The 15,078-nt window shown below is 70.1% G+C and carries 11 protein-coding genes; 5 read left to right on the forward strand and 6 right to left on the reverse strand.

Features of this window, described 5'->3' with window-relative positions; translation table 11 throughout:
* Window positions 1–86: 86 nt before the first annotated feature.
* Window positions 87–3,092 carry an excinuclease ABC subunit UvrA gene (gene uvrA / locus AC07FK_RS05675; RefSeq protein WP_479102865.1) on the reverse strand — a complete coding sequence of 1,002 codons (3,006 nt, stop codon included), beginning with the start codon at window positions 3,090–3,092 and terminating at the stop codon, window positions 87–89.
* 189 nt (window positions 3,093–3,281) lie between these two features.
* On the opposite strand from uvrA, the gene AC07FK_RS05680 reads away from it, so the two are divergent.
* The 3 genes from AC07FK_RS05680 (at window position 3,282) to AC07FK_RS05690 (ending at window position 6,045) form a co-directional block, all read left to right on the forward strand.
* Entirely contained in the window at window positions 3,282–3,968 is a 687-nt protein-coding gene (locus AC07FK_RS05680) for a maleylpyruvate isomerase family mycothiol-dependent enzyme (RefSeq protein WP_479102867.1), read from the forward strand.
* A 9-nt stretch (window positions 3,969–3,977) separates the two neighbouring features.
* Complete coding sequence (locus AC07FK_RS05685; protein ID WP_479102869.1) at window positions 3,978–4,634, forward strand: MBL fold metallo-hydrolase; 657 nt, start codon at window positions 3,978–3,980, stop codon at window positions 4,632–4,634.
* 133 nt (window positions 4,635–4,767) lie between these two features.
* Window positions 4,768–6,045 (forward strand): MFS transporter, encoded by a 1,278-nt coding sequence (locus AC07FK_RS05690; protein WP_479102871.1) that lies wholly within the window; start codon window positions 4,768–4,770, stop codon window positions 6,043–6,045.
* Window positions 6,046–6,129: 84 nt separating this feature from the next.
* On the opposite strand, the gene AC07FK_RS05695 is transcribed toward AC07FK_RS05690, so the two are convergent.
* From AC07FK_RS05695 to AC07FK_RS05715, 5 genes are all read right to left on the reverse strand, one after another.
* A complete protein-coding gene (locus AC07FK_RS05695) occupies window positions 6,130–7,128 on the reverse strand; it encodes a TerC family protein (RefSeq protein WP_479102873.1) in 999 nt (332 codons plus the stop codon).
* A gap of 224 nt (window positions 7,129–7,352) precedes the next feature.
* Window positions 7,353–9,341 carry a TerD family protein gene (locus tag AC07FK_RS05700; RefSeq protein ID WP_479102875.1) on the reverse strand — a complete coding sequence of 663 codons (1,989 nt, stop codon included), beginning with the start codon at window positions 9,339–9,341 and terminating at the stop codon, window positions 7,353–7,355.
* A gap of 171 nt (window positions 9,342–9,512) precedes the next feature.
* The gene (locus AC07FK_RS05705) at window positions 9,513–10,079 is read right to left on the reverse strand and encodes a TerD family protein (RefSeq protein ID WP_069930790.1); all 567 of its coding nucleotides are present in this window, start codon (window positions 10,077–10,079) and stop codon (window positions 9,513–9,515) included.
* Window positions 10,080–10,265: 186 nt separating this feature from the next.
* Complete coding sequence (gene uvrB / locus AC07FK_RS05710; protein WP_479102877.1) at window positions 10,266–12,395, reverse strand: excinuclease ABC subunit UvrB; 2,130 nt, start codon at window positions 12,393–12,395, stop codon at window positions 10,266–10,268.
* A 49-nt stretch (window positions 12,396–12,444) separates the two neighbouring features.
* Window positions 12,445–13,254 carry an MHYT domain-containing protein gene (locus AC07FK_RS05715; RefSeq protein WP_479102879.1) on the reverse strand — a complete coding sequence of 270 codons (810 nt, stop codon included), beginning with the start codon at window positions 13,252–13,254 and terminating at the stop codon, window positions 12,445–12,447.
* Window positions 13,255–13,506: 252 nt separating this feature from the next.
* On the opposite strand from AC07FK_RS05715, the gene AC07FK_RS05720 reads away from it, so the two are divergent.
* Window positions 13,507–14,382 carry a glycerophosphodiester phosphodiesterase gene (locus AC07FK_RS05720; protein ID WP_479102881.1) on the forward strand — a complete coding sequence of 292 codons (876 nt, stop codon included), beginning with the start codon at window positions 13,507–13,509 and terminating at the stop codon, window positions 14,380–14,382.
* A 44-nt stretch (window positions 14,383–14,426) separates the two neighbouring features.
* Entirely contained in the window at window positions 14,427–14,981 is a 555-nt protein-coding gene (locus AC07FK_RS05725) for a methylated-DNA--[protein]-cysteine S-methyltransferase (RefSeq protein WP_479102882.1), read from the forward strand.
* The last annotated feature ends 97 nt before the right edge of the window (window positions 14,982–15,078 follow it).

Below are 15,078 nucleotides of genomic sequence, written 5' to 3' on the forward strand. Positions count from 1 at the left end.
GCCGCGCACGACGGCGAGCTGCCCCCCACCCCGGATCGGGTGAGGGGCAGCTCGGCATGGGCGGACGCGTACGGCAGCGAGGTGGGTCACGCCTTGCGGGAGCGTGCCGCCTTCGTCGCCGCGCTCGTGCCGGGGGCCTTCTTCGCGGTGGCCGTCCTGGCCGTCGCTGTCTTCCTGGCCGGAGCCGCCTTCGCCGCCGCGACCGCCTTCTTCGCCGGCGCCCTCTTCTTCGCCGGCGTCGCGTCGCTCACCCGGTCGCCCAGGATGTCCCGGAGGAACTTGCCCGTGTGGCTGGTCGGCACGGCCGCCACCTGCTCGGGCGTGCCCTCGGCGACGACCATGCCACCGCCGCTGCCGCCCTCGGGACCCATGTCGACGACCCAGTCGGCCGTCTTGATGACGTCCATGTTGTGCTCGATGACGATCACCGAGTTGCCCTTGTCGACCAGACCGGACAGCACCTTGATGAGCTTGGAGATGTCCTCGAAGTGCAGACCGGTGGTCGGCTCGTCCAGGACGTACACCGTGCGGCCCGTGGACCGCTTCTGGAGCTCGGAGGCGAGCTTCACGCGCTGCGCCTCACCGCCCGACAGCGTCGGCGCGGACTGTCCGAGGCGGACGTACCCGAGGCCCACCTCGGTGAGGGTCCGCAGGTGACGGGCGATGGTGGGGACGGCCTCGAAGAAGTCCAGGGCCTCCTCGATCGGCATGTCCAGCACCTCGGCGATGGACTTGCCCTTGTAGTGGACCTCCAGGGTCTCCCGGTTGTAACGCGCCCCGTGGCAGACCTCGCACGGGACGTACACGTCCGGCAGGAAGTTCATCTCGATCTTGATGGTGCCGTCGCCCGAGCAGTTCTCGCAGCGGCCGCCCTTGACGTTGAAGGAGAAGCGGCCCGGCAGGTAGCCGCGCACCTTCGCCTCCATCGTCTCCGCGAACAGCTTGCGCACGTTGTCGAAGACACCCGTGTACGTCGCCGGGTTGGACCGGGGCGTCCGGCCGATCGGCGACTGGTCGACGTGGACCACCTTGTCGACGAGGTCGTCGCCCTCTACGCGCGTGTGGCGCCCCGGCACCGTACGGGCGCCGTTCAGCTCCCGGGCCAGGTGCGTGTAGAGGATGTCGTTGACCAGCGTCGACTTGCCGGAGCCGGAGACGCCGGTGACGGCCGTCAGGACGCCGAGCGGGAACGACACGTCGATGTCGCGCAGATTGTTCTCACGGGCGCCGTGCACGGTGAGCTGCCGCGCCGGGTCCACGGGGCGGCGGATGTCCGGCATGGCGATGGCCCGCTTGCCGGCCAGGTACTGACCGGTGACGGACGCCTTGTTGGCCAGCAGCTGCTTCAGGGAGCCGCTGTGGACGACCTTGCCGCCGTGCTCGCCGGCGCCCGGGCCGATGTCGACGATCCAGTCGGCCACCTTGATGGTGTCCTCGTCGTGCTCGACGACGATCAGGGTGTTGCCCATATCGCGCAGCCGGACCAGCGTCTCGATGAGGCGGTGGTTGTCGCGCTGGTGCAGACCGATGGACGGCTCGTCCAGGACGTACAGCACGCCGACGAGGCCGGAGCCGATCTGGGTGGCGAGCCGGATGCGCTGGGCCTCGCCGCCGGACAGCGTGCCGGCCGCGCGGTTGAGCGACAGGTAGTCCAGGCCCACGTCGACCAGGAACTTCAGCCGCTCGTTGACCTCCTTGAGCACCCGCTCCGCGATCTTCTTGTCGCGGGCGTTCAGCGTCAGCCGGCCGAGGAAGTCCGCGCAGTCGCTGATCGACATCGCGGCGACCTCGGCGATGGACTTCTCCATGACCGTGACCGCGAGGACGAGGGGCTTGAGGCGCGTGCCGTTGCAGGTGGGGCAGTGCACTTCGCGCATGTAGCCCTCGAAGCGCTCCCTGCTGGAGTCGCTCTCGGCCTCGGAGTGCCGTCGCTTGACGAACGGCACCGCGCCCTCGAAGGACGTGGTGTACGCCCGCTCGCGCCCGTACCGGTTGCGGTAGCGGACCTCGATCTGCGTCTTGTGCCCGTGCAGCAGAGCCTTCTTGGCCCGCTGCGGCAACCCCGCCCACGGGATGTCCGTACGGAACCCGAGGGCGTCGGAGAGCGCGCCGACCAGGCGCGCGAAGTAGTCCTTGGTGTGGCCGTGGGACCAGGGGTTGATCGCGCCCTCGTCGAGGGACTTGTCCTCGTCCGGGACGATCAGCTCCGGGTCGACCTCCATGCGCGTGCCGATGCCGGTGCAGTCGGGGCAGGCGCCGAAGGGAGAGTTGAAGGAGAAGGACCGGGGCTCCAGCTCCTCGAACGACAGGTCGTCGTACGTGCAGTAGAGGTGCTCGGAGTACATCCGCTCACGGTCGGGGTCGTCCGCGGGGAGGTCGACGAAGTCGAGGATGACCATGCCGCCGGACAGGCCGAGAGCGGTTTCCACCGAGTCGGTGAGTCGGCGCTTGGCGCTGTCCTTCACCGTAAGGCGGTCGATGACCACCTCGATGGTGTGCTTCTCCTGCTTCTTCAGCTTGGGCGGCTCGCTCAGCTGGACGGTCTCCCCGTCCACCCGCGCGCGGCTGTAGCCCTTGGTCTGCAGGTCGGCGAAGAGATCGACGAACTCGCCCTTGCGCTCGCGCACCAGCGGGGACAGCACCTGGAAGCGGCTGCCCTCGGGCAGCTCCAGCACCTTGTCGACGATGGCCTGCGGCGACTGGCGCGCGATCGGGCGGCCGCACTCGGGACAGTGCGGCTTGCCGATGCGGGCGAACAGCAGGCGGAGGTAGTCGTAGACCTCCGTGATGGTGCCGACCGTCGAACGCGGGTTGCGCGAGGTCGACTTCTGGTCGATGGACACCGCGGGCGACAGTCCCTCGATGAAGTCCACGTCGGGCTTGTCCATCTGGCCCAGGAACTGCCGGGCGTAGGAGGAGAGCGACTCGACGTACCGGCGCTGCCCCTCGGCGAAGATCGTGTCGAACGCGAGGGACGACTTGCCCGACCCCGAGAGCCCGGTGAACACGATGAGGGAGTCACGCGGGAGGTCGAGCGAGACGTTCTTGAGGTTGTGCTCGCGAGCGCCACGAACGATGAGACGGTCGGCCACGCCGGTCCGCACCTTTCTTGAGAGAGGCAGAGAAGACTGAGCCCCCCGGGTTCTCAGACTATGGGGGTAACCGCAGCGGTGTCGTAAGGATTCCTGATGCCTCTGACGAGCGTATAGCACGTGCATTCGAATTAAGGCCTCGGCCGAACGGCTTCACCCGATCGTGTGACCGGTACTAATGTCGGCGGCATGAACGATCACGTGCGCGACCTGGCCTCTGTACGCGAAGCGACCGACCGGCTCCTCGCCGCGACCGGCAAACTGGACAACGCCGACGTGACGGAACCGTCACGGCTGCCCGGCTGGACCCGCGGCCACGTGCTCGCCCACCTCGCCCGCAACGCGGACGCTCTCTTGAACGTCCTGTCCGGCCGACCCATGTACGCCAGTGCCGAAGTCCGTGACGCCGACATCGAGCGCGACGCCCCGCGACCGCTCTCCGTACAGCTGGAGGACGTGCGCGACAGCGCGGCCCGGTTCGACGAGGCGGCCGCCGTTCCGGCCGACTGGTCCCGTACGGTCGAGCTGCGCAACGGCGTCATGGACTCGGCCTCCCGCATCCCCTTCCGCCGCCTCGTCGAGGTCGAGCTGCACCACGTCGACCTGGGCATCGGGTACGAGCTGGAGGACCTCCCGGAGGACTTCACGGAGCGCGAGATCGCGTTCCTGGCGGAGCGCTTCACGGGGGCCTCCGGCCTGCCCGCGATCGCGCTGTCGGCCACCGACGGACGGCAGTGGCGCACGGGAAGCACCGAAGGCGATCCCGTGAACGTCACCGGCAGCGCTCCGGACCTGCTGGGCTGGCTCGCGGGCCGGCGCGACGGCGCCGCTCTCGACACCGCCGGCGCCCCGCTCCCCGCGCTGCCGCCGCTATAGGCTGAGCCCATGACGTACAGCGGAGCGGTGAAGGTCGGCGGTCCTGCGAACGTGCACGAGCTCGCGGACCTGATGATCTCCAAGGTCGCGGTCGGGTCCATGAACAACAACGCGTACCTGCTGCGCTGCCGCCACACCGGGGAGCAGCTGCTGATCGACGCGGCCGCGGAGCCGCACACCCTCCTGAGGCTCATCGGTGACGACGGCATCGCGTCCGTCGTCACCACCCACCGCCACGGCGACCACTGGCAGGCTCTCGCCGACGTCGTGGCGGCGACCGGGGCGCGCACGTACGCGGGCCGGTACGACGCGGAGGGCATCCCGGTGCCGACCGACGTGCTGCTGGACGACGGCGACACCGTCCGCGTCGGACGCGCCGAACTCACGGCCCGCCACCTGGTCGGCCACACCCCGGGCTCCGTCGCCCTCGTCTACGACGACCCGCACGGGCATCCGCACGCCTTCACCGGGGACTGCCTCTTCCCGGGCGGCGTCGGCAACACCTGGAAGGACCCGGAGGCGTTCGCGAGCCTCATCCGCGACGTCGAGGAGAAGCTCTTCGGCGCGCTCCCCGACGAGACGTGGGTCTACCCCGGGCACGGCGATGACACCACGCTCGGCAACGAGCGCCCGCACCTGCCCGAGTGGCGCGAGCGCGGCTGGTAGGGAGCGCCGTACCGTGCGCTTTCGCCCTGAGGGTGACGTGCCGGGCGGGCCGGTACGACTACTTCGGCGGGTCCCGTAACCGCCGGCCCGGCCGGGTAGTTGTGGCCGCATGCGCCAGGAACGACCTCCCTCCATGCCCCGCCTCGCGACCGCGTCGCTCGCCGGAACAGCCATCGAGTTCTACGACTTCTTCGTCTACGGAACAGCGGCCGCGCTCGTTCTCGGGCCCCTCTTCTTCCCGACCTTTTCGCCGCTCGCGGGAACGCTCGCCGCGTTCGGCACCTTCGCTGTCGGTTTCATTTCACGACCGCTCGGATCTGTCGTCTTCGGGCACATCGGCGACCGTTATGGGCGCCGTCCTGTCCTGTTCGCCTCCCTGTTGCTCACGGGAATCGCGACCGTCGCCGTCGGCTGCGTACCGACGTACCAGTCGATCGGAGTGGCGGCGCCCGCGCTCCTTCTCGTGCTCCGCTTCCTCCAGGGGCTCGGGCTCGGTGGCGAGTGGGGCGGCGCGGTCCTGCTGACCGCCGAACACGCCCCTGCGAACCGGCGCGGACTGTGGGCGAGTTTCCCGCAGATCGGCCCGCCGGTCGGCTTCCTCCTCGCCAACGGCACCGTGCTCGCCCTCTCGGCCTCGCTGACCGACGCGCAGTTCGCGTCCTGGGGATGGCGTGTGCCGTTCTGGGCGGCGGGCCTCCTCGCGGCGGGCGGGCTCCTCCTGCGTACGTCCCTGGCGGAGACGCCGCAGTTCACGCGGCTTGCCGAGACCGACGAGCGGGCCCCCGTCCCCCTCGTCGAGGTCGCACGCGACCACTGGAGGCTGGTGCTGCTCACGGCCGGCGCGCTCGCCGTCGGGTACGCCGTCTTCTACGCCGTGACCACCTGGTCGCTCGCCTACGCGACGGAACACCTGGGCGTCAGCCGCACGGTGATGCTCGCCTGCATCATGGCGGCCGTGGCGGTGACGGGCGTCGTCACCCCCTTCGTCGCGATGCTGGGCGACCGCTACGGGCGCAGGCCGCTGTGCCTGGCGGGGTGCGCGGCGGCGGCGCTGTCGATGTTCCCGATGGTCGCCCTGCTGGTGACCGCCGAGCCGCTGCTGATGTTCCTCGGCCTGCTGGGAGCGCTGCTGTCGTTCGTCACCATGTTCGCGGTGATCGCCGCGTACCTGCCGGAGTTGTACGAGCCGAAGGTGCGCTGCACGGGCGCGGCCGTCGGTTACAACCTGGCGGGGGTGCTGGGCGGCGCGCTGACCCCGGTGGTGGCGACGGCGGTGGCGCACGGCGGCGGGCCGCCGTGGGGGGTCGCGGTGTACCTCACCGCCATCGCCCTGCTGAGTCTGGGGTGCTTCGCTCTGCTGCCGGAGACACGGCCGGCGCCCGGCACGGTGGCGGAACCCGCTCCGGCGTGATCACCGGCGTACGACGCGACACCGGCCGGTGCGAGCGGGTCGTCCGCTCGCACCGGCCGGTGTGCTGCGTGCTTCGCCGGTCGGTCAGGACTCGACGCTCTCCTTGTCCGCGGCCTCGGCGGCCTCTGCCTCGGCGCGCTGTTCCGTCTTCTTGTTGGCGATGAGGCTGGTGATCGTGGTGATGATCAGCACGCCGCAGATGACCGTCAGCGAGAAGGGGATGGAGATCTCGGGGACGTGCACCCCGGACTCGTGCAGGGCGTGCAGCACCAGCTTGACGCCGATGAAGCCCAGGATGACCGACAGGCCGTAACTCAGGTGGACCAGCTTCTTGAGCAGCCCGCCGATGAGGAAGTACAGCTGCCGCAGACCCATGAGGGCGAAGGCGTTGGCGGTGAAGACGATGTACGGGTCCTGGGTGAGGCCGAAGATCGCCGGGATGGAGTCGAGCGCGAACAGCACATCGGTGGTGCCGATGGCGAGCATGACGACCATCAGCGGCGTCAGGACGCGCTTGCCGTTGTTCCGGATGAAGAGCTTCGTGCCGTGGTACCTGTCCGCGACGCCGAAGCGGCTCTCGATCGACTTGAGGAGACGGTTCTCCTCGAACGCCTCGTCCTCCTCGTCGGCCCGCGCCTCCTGGATGAGCTTCCAGGCGGTGTAGATGAGGAACGCGCCGAAGATGTAGAAGACCCACGAGAAGTTGGCGATGACCGCGGCACCGGCCGCGATGAAGATCGCGCGCAGCACCAGAGCGATCAGCACACCGATGAGCAGTACGCGCTGCTGGAGCTGGGACGGCACCGAGAACTTCGCCATGATCAGGACGAAGACGAACAGGTTGTCCACGCTGAGCGACTTCTCTGTGATGAAGCCCGCGAAGAACTCACCGGACGCCTGCGCGGTACCGAAGATCAGCAGGCCGATCCCGAAGAGAACCGCAAGCACGATCCAGACGACCGTCCAGATTCCGGCTTCCTTGATCGACACATCGTGCGGCTTGCGCCCGATGAGGAAGTCGACGGCGATCAGGGCGACCAGACCGAGAATGGTCAGCGCCCAAAGGGTCATTGAAACGTCCACTGCGCCTCCGGCAGATAGCTACGGCAACTCACTCAGCGTCGTCGCTGCCGGAGGTCTCTTCCACCCAAGCGCGAATCGCACGATCGGGCCGACGCCCCGGGACCGATGGCGGTCCGTATTGACGGGTACGTCGCAGCCGGGAGTACTCCCCTCCGCTCCTCGAAGGGTACAGGAAAACCCAAGAGCAGGTAAAGGGATGGGTAAAGCACTCCCAAAAGCGCGGGTCAGCGGGGCAGTGACCGCCTCGCCGCCGCCACCTGCGCGAGCACCTGCCGCACGACCTGACTGCCCGGCGGCGGCAGCTGCGGCTCGTACGTCCAGGTGTGACCGACCCACGGGTCGATCAGGTGGTCGTCGGGCACCGGCGTGACGCGCAGCATCGAGCGCCACAGCGGATCGAGCACGGGACCGTAGGCGCTCGCGTCCTCGCGGTCCGCGACCACCATCAGGTGCACGCCGACCGAGGGTCCCTCGTCGGCCAGGTAGCGGAGCTGGGTCACGGCGCGGTCGTCGAACCCGTGCGGGAAGTCGTTGACGATCAGGAGCTGCTCCGCCGTGTCCAGATCCGGCGGCAGGGAGTCGCTGACTCCGCCGCGGACCGCTATCTGCACCAGTTCCACCCGCTGAGTGAGCTTCGCCAGCACCGCCGTCACGCCCTGGGCGCCGGCCGCAGGCGGCGCGGCGAGCACGCCGGACTCGGTCAGCGGGGCGAGCGCGGTCGCGCCGGTGCCCGCCGGATCGATGACGTGGACGGTGAACTCGCCCGCGGGGTAGACCGCGAACAGCCGTGCGGCGTGCGCGGCAGCGGTCTCCAGGGCCGCCCTGCGCAGCTGGTCGGACTGCATCATGAGCGCGGCCTCGGAACGGGAACGGCCGCTGTCGATCCACAGACCGCGGTCCAGCGGCAGCCGCACCAGCATGGGAATGCGCAGGTCGGGCCGTTCGGGGAGGTGGAGGTCGCCGACACGCAGGGCCATGGGGATCTCCATGGGCACCCGGTAGCCGTGCCAGACCGGATTGCTCCACGCGGCGAAGGCGGGCGGCAGGGCGGGCTCGACGACGTCGGCCTCCGCGACGAGCTGCGTCAGGTCGCGCTCCAGTACGTCGCGGGCCCGGCCGACGAGCTGGTCGTGCTTGGCCTGGGCCGCCGCGCGGGCGGTGTCGCCCGCGGTGCCGATGCGGCTACGCGGGTCGGAGAGGGCCTTGTCGAGCTCCTGGTCCATGCGGGACTCGGCGAAGTCGACCGCGCTGCGGTACGCCGAGACCGTGCGGGCCAGGTCTTCGAACATGCCCCACACCTGGTTGTACAGCCGCTCGTCCATGGACCAGCCGGTCGCGTCACCGGCGACGGGCTGCGGGTGTCCGCCCGGCGGGACGGGCGGCGCGGTGGGCGGCGGAGGCGGCGGCGCGGCGGCGCGGCGGCGCGGGTGCGCGTAGTCGATGGGACCACCCTGCGGGGACGGGGAGGCAGCACCCTCCGGGCCGGGCGGCGACGCGGTCACCGGCGGGACGGGCGTGGGGCCCGGGGTGGGGCCGGGCGCGTGGGGCGGCGCGGCGTCGCTCTGGGCGTCGCGTCCGCCGTTCGTGGCGTGGGACGCCGTGCGCCGTGCCCGGTCGTCGTCATGGGCGCGCGGCGGGGCCGGGGCGACGGAGCGGGCCATCCCGCTGCTGACGGCGGCCTGGATGGCGGCGGCGAGTTCCCGCGCCTGCGGGAGGCCCTGGTCGCGGAGCATGTCGGCGAGGCCGCCCGCGTACCCCTGACCGACGGCGCGCACCTTCCACATGCCCTGCCTGCGGTAGAGCTCGAGGGCGACGACCGCGGACTCGCTGTCCAGGCCGGTCACGGTGTACGTGGCCACTTCGGAGCCGTCGAGTCCGGTGACGGAGACGAAGGGGGCCGCGACGGCGCCGAAGCGCGCCGGACCGCTGCCCACTCCCGTCGGGAGGGCGAGCAGGACGTTCAGCCGGTGCACCGTCTCGGGCAGCGCCCCGAGGTCCACGGCCAGCCGGTGGTCGGCTGCGGCCTGCTTGGACACCTCGAGCCCGGGGAGGCTGGGCGAGCCGGGGTGGGCGACCCACTCCGTGCCGCGTACGGCGCCCTGCTCGTCGCAGAGCGTGGCTCCGGCCACGACCGGCGTGCCGGCCGACACCCGGATCTCCAAACGGGCCTGGGGCAAGGGGTGGTTCTGCCCCCGGACCAGCTCGGCCGTCATCGCCTGTCTCCCCCGCGTCGCTTCGTCGACGGCCACAGCGGTGGCCGGTGGTGGCTGGTGCCCGGTGCGCGTGCACCGCGTGGTGCGCGTGTGTGCTGCGCGGTGCGCATGTGGTGCAGCTCCCGGCGGGCCGATGCCCCCGGGAGCTGCGCGTGCTTCGGCAGTCGCCTGCTACAGGTGCGGCAGGATCGACGGCATCAGGTCCTGGAAGGTACGGCCGTTGGCAGGGGTGCCGATGGCCGTCATCTGCCAGCCGGCGCCGGCGCGGTGCACCTTCGCCATGATCTGGGCGGTGTACTGGCCGCCGCCGTCGAGCGTGTAACGGGCCATCTCCTGGCCGTTGGTCTCGTCGACGATGCGGCAGAACGCGTTCTGCACTTCCTGGAACGTCTGGCCGGTGAAGGAGTTCACCGTGAAGACGATCTGGTCGATGTGCACCGGCACGCGCTGGAGGTCGACGAGGATCGCCTCGTCGTCCCCGCCCTGACCGGCGCCGCCGACCAGGTTGTCACCGGTGTGCTTGACGGAGCCGTCGTCGCTGACGAGGTGACGGAAGAAGACGACGTCGACCGGCTGCTTGTCCGCGAACAGGACGGCCGAGGCGTCGAGGTCCACCTCCCGGGTGCGCGAGCCGAACAGACCGCGCCGGGGCGCCGCCTGCCAGCCGAGCCCCATCCGGACGGCGGTCAGCGTGCCGCCGCCCTTCTTCTCCAGGCTGATGGCCTGACCCTTGGTCAGATTGACGCCAGGTCCCCCGGGCGCGCTGCCCTTGGATACGTCCACCACGCGCTGTCCCCTCTCCTTACATACCCCGCGGTCCGCCCGTGTGCGTGCGGCTGCCAAGAACCCTACGCAGTCGGGCCCGGGCCGCACAGTCGCGGCGTACTTTGTGTCGGTCTTGCAACACACCGGGCGCCCGGTGCGTCAGGCCTGACCCGCCTCCCTCATCTGTCGCAGTTCCTTCTTCAGTTCGCCCACCTCGTCCCGCAGGCGAGCGGCCACCTCGAACTGCAGCTCGGCGGCGGCGCCGCGCATCTGTTCCGTCATCTCCTCGATGAGGGCGGCCAGTTCGGCGGCGGGACGGTCGGTGAGCACGTCGCCCTTCTTGGCCGCCCTGGCGCCCTTGGCGGCCTTGTTGCCGAGTACGGGCACCGGGGCCTTCGCGCCCTTGCCCTCCTTGGCCTGCCGGAAGCCGGAACCGAGCAGCTCCTCGGTGTCGACCTGCTCGCGTGCGATCGAGGCGACGATGTCGTTGATCTTCTTGCGCAGCGGCTGCGGATCGACTCCGTGCGCCGTGTTGTACGCGATCTGCTTCTCCCGGCGCCGGTTGGTCTCGTCGATGGCCTTCTCCATCGCCGGGGTGACCTTGTCGGCGTACATGTGCACCTGCCCGGAGACGTTGCGCGCCGCGCGGCCGATCGTCTGGATCAGGGAGGTGCCCGAGCGCAGGAAACCCTGCTTGTCGGCGTCGAGGATGGCGACCAGCGAGACTTCGGGCAGGTCGAGGCCCTCGCGCAGCAGGTTGATGCCGACCAGGACGTCGTACTCGCCGGAACGCAGTTCGCGCAGCAGCTCGACGCGGCGGAGCGTGTCGACGTCGCTGTGGAGATAGCGGACCTGGATGCCGAGCTCGAGGAAGTACTCGGTGAGGTCCTCTGACATCTTCTTGGTCAGGGTGGTGACGAGGACGCGCTCGTCCCGCTCGGTTCGCTTCCTGATCTCATGCACCAGGTCGTCGATCTGCCCCTCGGTGGGTTTGACGACGACCTCGGGGTCGATGAGGCCGGTGGGGCGGATGATCTGCTCCACGAAGCCGTCGGAGCGCGAGAGTTCGTACGCGCCCGGGGTGGCGGAGAGGTAGACCGCCTGACCGACGCGCTCCTGGAACTCCTCCCACTTCAGCGGGCGGTTGTCCAGGGCGGACGGCAGCCGGAAACCGTGGTCGACCAGGGTCCGCTTGCGGGACGCGTCGCCCTCGTACATCGCGCCGATCTGCGGGACGGTGACGTGCGACTCGTCGATGACCAGCAGGAAGTCCTCGGGGAAGTAGTCGAGGAGGGTGTGCGGCGCGGTGCCGGGGGCTCGGTCGTCCATGTGCATCGAGTAGTTCTCGATGCCGGAGCAGCTGCCGATCTGGCGCATCATCTCCAAGTCGTAGGTGGTGCGCATGCGCAGACGCTGGGCCTCCAGCATCTTGCCCTGCTTCTCCATCTCGGCGAGCCGGTCCTCAAGCTCCTTCTCGATGCCCCGGACCGCCTTCTCCATGCGCTCGGGTCCGGCGACGTAGTGGCTGGCGGGGAAGACGTAGAGCTGCTGGTCCTCGCTGATGATCTCGCCGGTCAGCGGGTGGAGCGTGGAGAGCGCCTCGATCTCGTCGCCGAACATCTCGATCCGGACGGCCAGCTCCTCGTAGACCGGGAAGATCTCGATGGTGTCGCCGCGCACCCGGAAGGTGCCGCGGGCGAAGGCCACGTCGTTGCGCGTGTACTGGATGTCGACGAAGCGGCGCAGCAACTGGTCGCGGTCGATCTCCTCGCCGACCTTCAGCGGCACCATGCGGTCCACGTACTCCTGCGGCGTACCGAGGCCGTAGATGCAGGAGACGGAGGCGACCACGACGACGTCGCGGCGGGTGAGCAGCGAGTTCGTCGCGGAGTGGCGCAGCCGCTCGACCTCCTCGTTGATCGAGGAGTCCTTCTCGATGTACGTGTCCGACTGCGGGACGTACGCCTCGGGCTGGTAGTAGTCGTAGTACGAGACGAAGTACTCGACGGCGTTGTTGGGCAGCAGCTCGCGGAACTCGTTCGCCAGCTGGGCCGCCAGGGTCTTGTTCGGCGCCATGACGAGCGTGGGTCGCTGGAGCTTCTCGATCATCCAGGCCGTAGTCGCCGACTTGCCGGTGCCGGTCGCACCGAGCAGGACGACGTCCTTCTCACCTGCGCGAATACGCCGCTCCAGCTCGGCGATGGCCGCCGGCTGGTCACCGCTGGGCTGGTAGGAGCTGACGACCTCGAAGGGCGCCACCGTACGTTCGATGCTTGAAACGGGCCGCATGCATCAACCGTACGACCCGGCACTGACACTCACGTGGTGACCGCCCGGGTCACCGGCGCCACGAGACCTCCGCGGCCGGCTGCGGCATGCCGGCCGTGGACCTCCGTCGCTCCCGCGGCCGGCCGCCGACCAGCCGCGGATCGCGCAGCACGACCACGCCCGCCACGATCAGGAAGATCAGCGGGCCGATCAGCATGGGCGCGAGGGCCGGAGTGGCCGACGCGCCGCCCGCGGCGCCCACGGGCTCGTGAAGGTGGACGCTGAGCGCCGCCATGCCCGTGTAGTGCATGCCGCTCACCGCGAGCCCCATGACCAGGCTCGCGCCGAGGCTCGGCAGGAACCCCCGGACCGACACGGCCGCCCAGAGCGCCGTCGTCGCGGCGACCACCGCGATCACCACGGACAGAGCGACGGTGAGCGTCTCGTACTGGAGCTGCCCGCGCAGTCGCATTCCGGCCATACCGAGGTAGTGCATGGAGGCGACCCCCAGGCCGGTGATCGTGCCGCCCGTGACAAGCGCCATCGGGGTGACTCCCCGGTGCCCCACGATGAAGACGCCGACGCCGACCATGAGGACGGCGACGCCGAGACTGGCGTACGTCAGGGCCGCGTCGTAGCCCACCGGGGTCTCCTTCACCGCGAAGCCCATCATCGCGATGAAGTGCATGGTCCAGATGCCGGAGCCGATCGCGGCGGCCGCCAGGGCAAGCCAGCCGGCCCGCCGGCCGCGCCGTTCGTCCATGAGTGCTCTCGCGGTGCAGCGCAGTCCCAGCGCGCCGCCGAGGCAAGCCATGAGGTAGGCCGCGACCGGGGTGACGAGACCGTAGCTGAATCCGTCGACAGTGCCAGTGCCCTGCATGCCTTTTGCGCCCTTCAGCTGCCGTCACCAGGTGGAAAGGGCCCCACTCGTGGTACGGAGGCCGTTTTTGGCGAGAGTAGGCGGAGCCGGGTGATCAGTACACGTTTTTCCGGCAAAACAGTTGCCGGGAAATTGACACGTGACGCCGCCACGCCGGTTTCGTTCACTTCGTGGCCATCCTTCGCCTGCCCGTCGTTGACTATGTGCTGTCACTCTCGGACCGTCAGTGATCGCTCCACGCGAGGAGTCCTTGTGTACGCACGCACCGTCTCGGCCGCCGCGCTCGTGGGCGCCGCCGCACTGCTGCTGCCCGCCCCGGCCACCCCGGCATTCGCTCCCGCCGCCCACCAGGACGGCCCCGCCGTCATCGCCCACCGGGGCGCGTCCGCCTACGCGCCCGAGAACACGCTGGCGGCGATCGACCTGGCCGACCGGATGGGCATCGACTGGGTGGAGAACGACGTACAGCGCACCAAGGACGGTGAACTGGTCGTCGTCCACGACGACAGCCTGGCCAGGACGACCAACGTCGAGCAGATCTTCCCCGGCCGTTCCCCCTGGAAGGTCAAGGACTTCACCGCGGCGGAGATCGCCAGGCTGGACGCGGGCAGCTGGTTCGGGCGCAAGTTCGCCGGCGCGCGCGTGCCGACCCTGAAGCAGTACGTGAACCGGGTCGAGCGCAACCACCAGAAGCTTCTCCTGGAGATCAAGAAGCCCGAGCTCTACCCGGGCATCGAGAAGGACACCCTGCGCGTGCTCCGCAAGGCGGGCTGGCTGAACCGCCATCACGTCAAGCACAGGCTCGTCATCCAGAGCTTCGGCGCGGACAGCGTGAAGGCCGTGCACAAGCAGCGGCCCGATCTCACGACCGGCTTCCTCGGCACGCCCCCGGTCGCCGAGCTGCCGCGGTACGCCCGGTTCACGGACCAGATCAATCCGACGCACACCTCGCTCACGGCCGACTACGTCGCGGCGGTCCACCGGTTGAAGGGCGCGCACGGCAAGCAGCTGAAGGTCAACACGTGGACGGTGAACACGGCGGCCGGCGCTGTCCGGGTGGAGGACTTCGGCGTCGACGGGATCATCTCCAACAACCCCGACATCGTGCGGGACGCGGTGGGCGGGTAACCCCGGCCCGGGGCGTTGTCAGTGCGCGGTCGTACCGTGGGCGCATGGACAGTGACGGGCGGATCGTGGAGTGGGCGGTCATCGGCAGCGGCGACAGCGGCGTGGGGCCGCTGCTCGTCGCGGCCACCGACGCGGGTCTGGTCTGCGTGGCCTTCCATGCCACGCCGGCGATACGGGAGAGGGTGGTCGCCCAGTTGCGGACACGCCTGGCCGCCGAGGTGCGCGAGGCGCCCGGCTCGCCGAGGCTGGCCGAGCCCATACGGCAGTTCGCGGCGTACTTCGCCGGCGAGCTCCGCGACTTCGCCCTGCCGCTGGACTGGTCGCTCAGCTCCGGATTCAACCGGCAGGTGCTCCGTGAGCTCGCGACCGGGGTTCCGTACGGCGCGGTCGTCGGGTACGGCGACCTGGCGGGCCGGGTCGGCCAGCCGGGGGCGGCGCAGGCGGTCGGGGCCGCCATGGGGTCGAATCCGCTGCCGGTGGTGGTGCCCTGCCACCGGGTGGTGGACAGCGACGGTGGACTCGGCGGGTTCGGCGGCGGCCTGGAGACCAAGCGGGCGCTGCTGGCGCTCGAAGGGGTGCTGCCGCAGCCGCTGTTCTGACACCGGGCCTGGAGGCGGCGCGGGGAGCCGCACCGGCGAACGGCCGGGCGACCGAACCGCCATGAGGCCCGGCTGGACGGAGACGCGGGACCGGGGA

Source organism: Streptomyces sp. NPDC046122, from assembly GCF_056429965.1.

What these genes read in the sequence shown, in the direction of transcription:
- AC07FK_RS05700 (WP_479102875.1), bottom strand. Translation starts at nt 9,341, where the DNA reads ATGACGGCCGAGCTGGTCCGGGGGCAGAACCACCCCTTGCCCCAGGCC.
- AC07FK_RS05715 (WP_479102879.1), bottom strand. Translation starts at nt 13,254, where the DNA reads ATGCAGGGCACTGGCACTGTCGACGGATTCAGCTACGGTCTCGTCACC.
- AC07FK_RS05680 (WP_479102867.1), top strand. Translation starts at nt 3,282, where the DNA reads ATGAACGATCACGTGCGCGACCTGGCCTCTGTACGCGAAGCGACCGAC.
- AC07FK_RS05690 (WP_479102871.1), top strand. Translation starts at nt 4,768, where the DNA reads ATGCCCCGCCTCGCGACCGCGTCGCTCGCCGGAACAGCCATCGAGTTC.
- AC07FK_RS05685 (WP_479102869.1), top strand. Translation starts at nt 3,978, where the DNA reads ATGACGTACAGCGGAGCGGTGAAGGTCGGCGGTCCTGCGAACGTGCAC.
- uvrB (WP_479102877.1), bottom strand. Translation starts at nt 12,395, where the DNA reads ATGCGGCCCGTTTCAAGCATCGAACGTACGGTGGCGCCCTTCGAGGTC.
- AC07FK_RS05725 (WP_479102882.1), top strand. Translation starts at nt 14,427, where the DNA reads ATGGACAGTGACGGGCGGATCGTGGAGTGGGCGGTCATCGGCAGCGGC.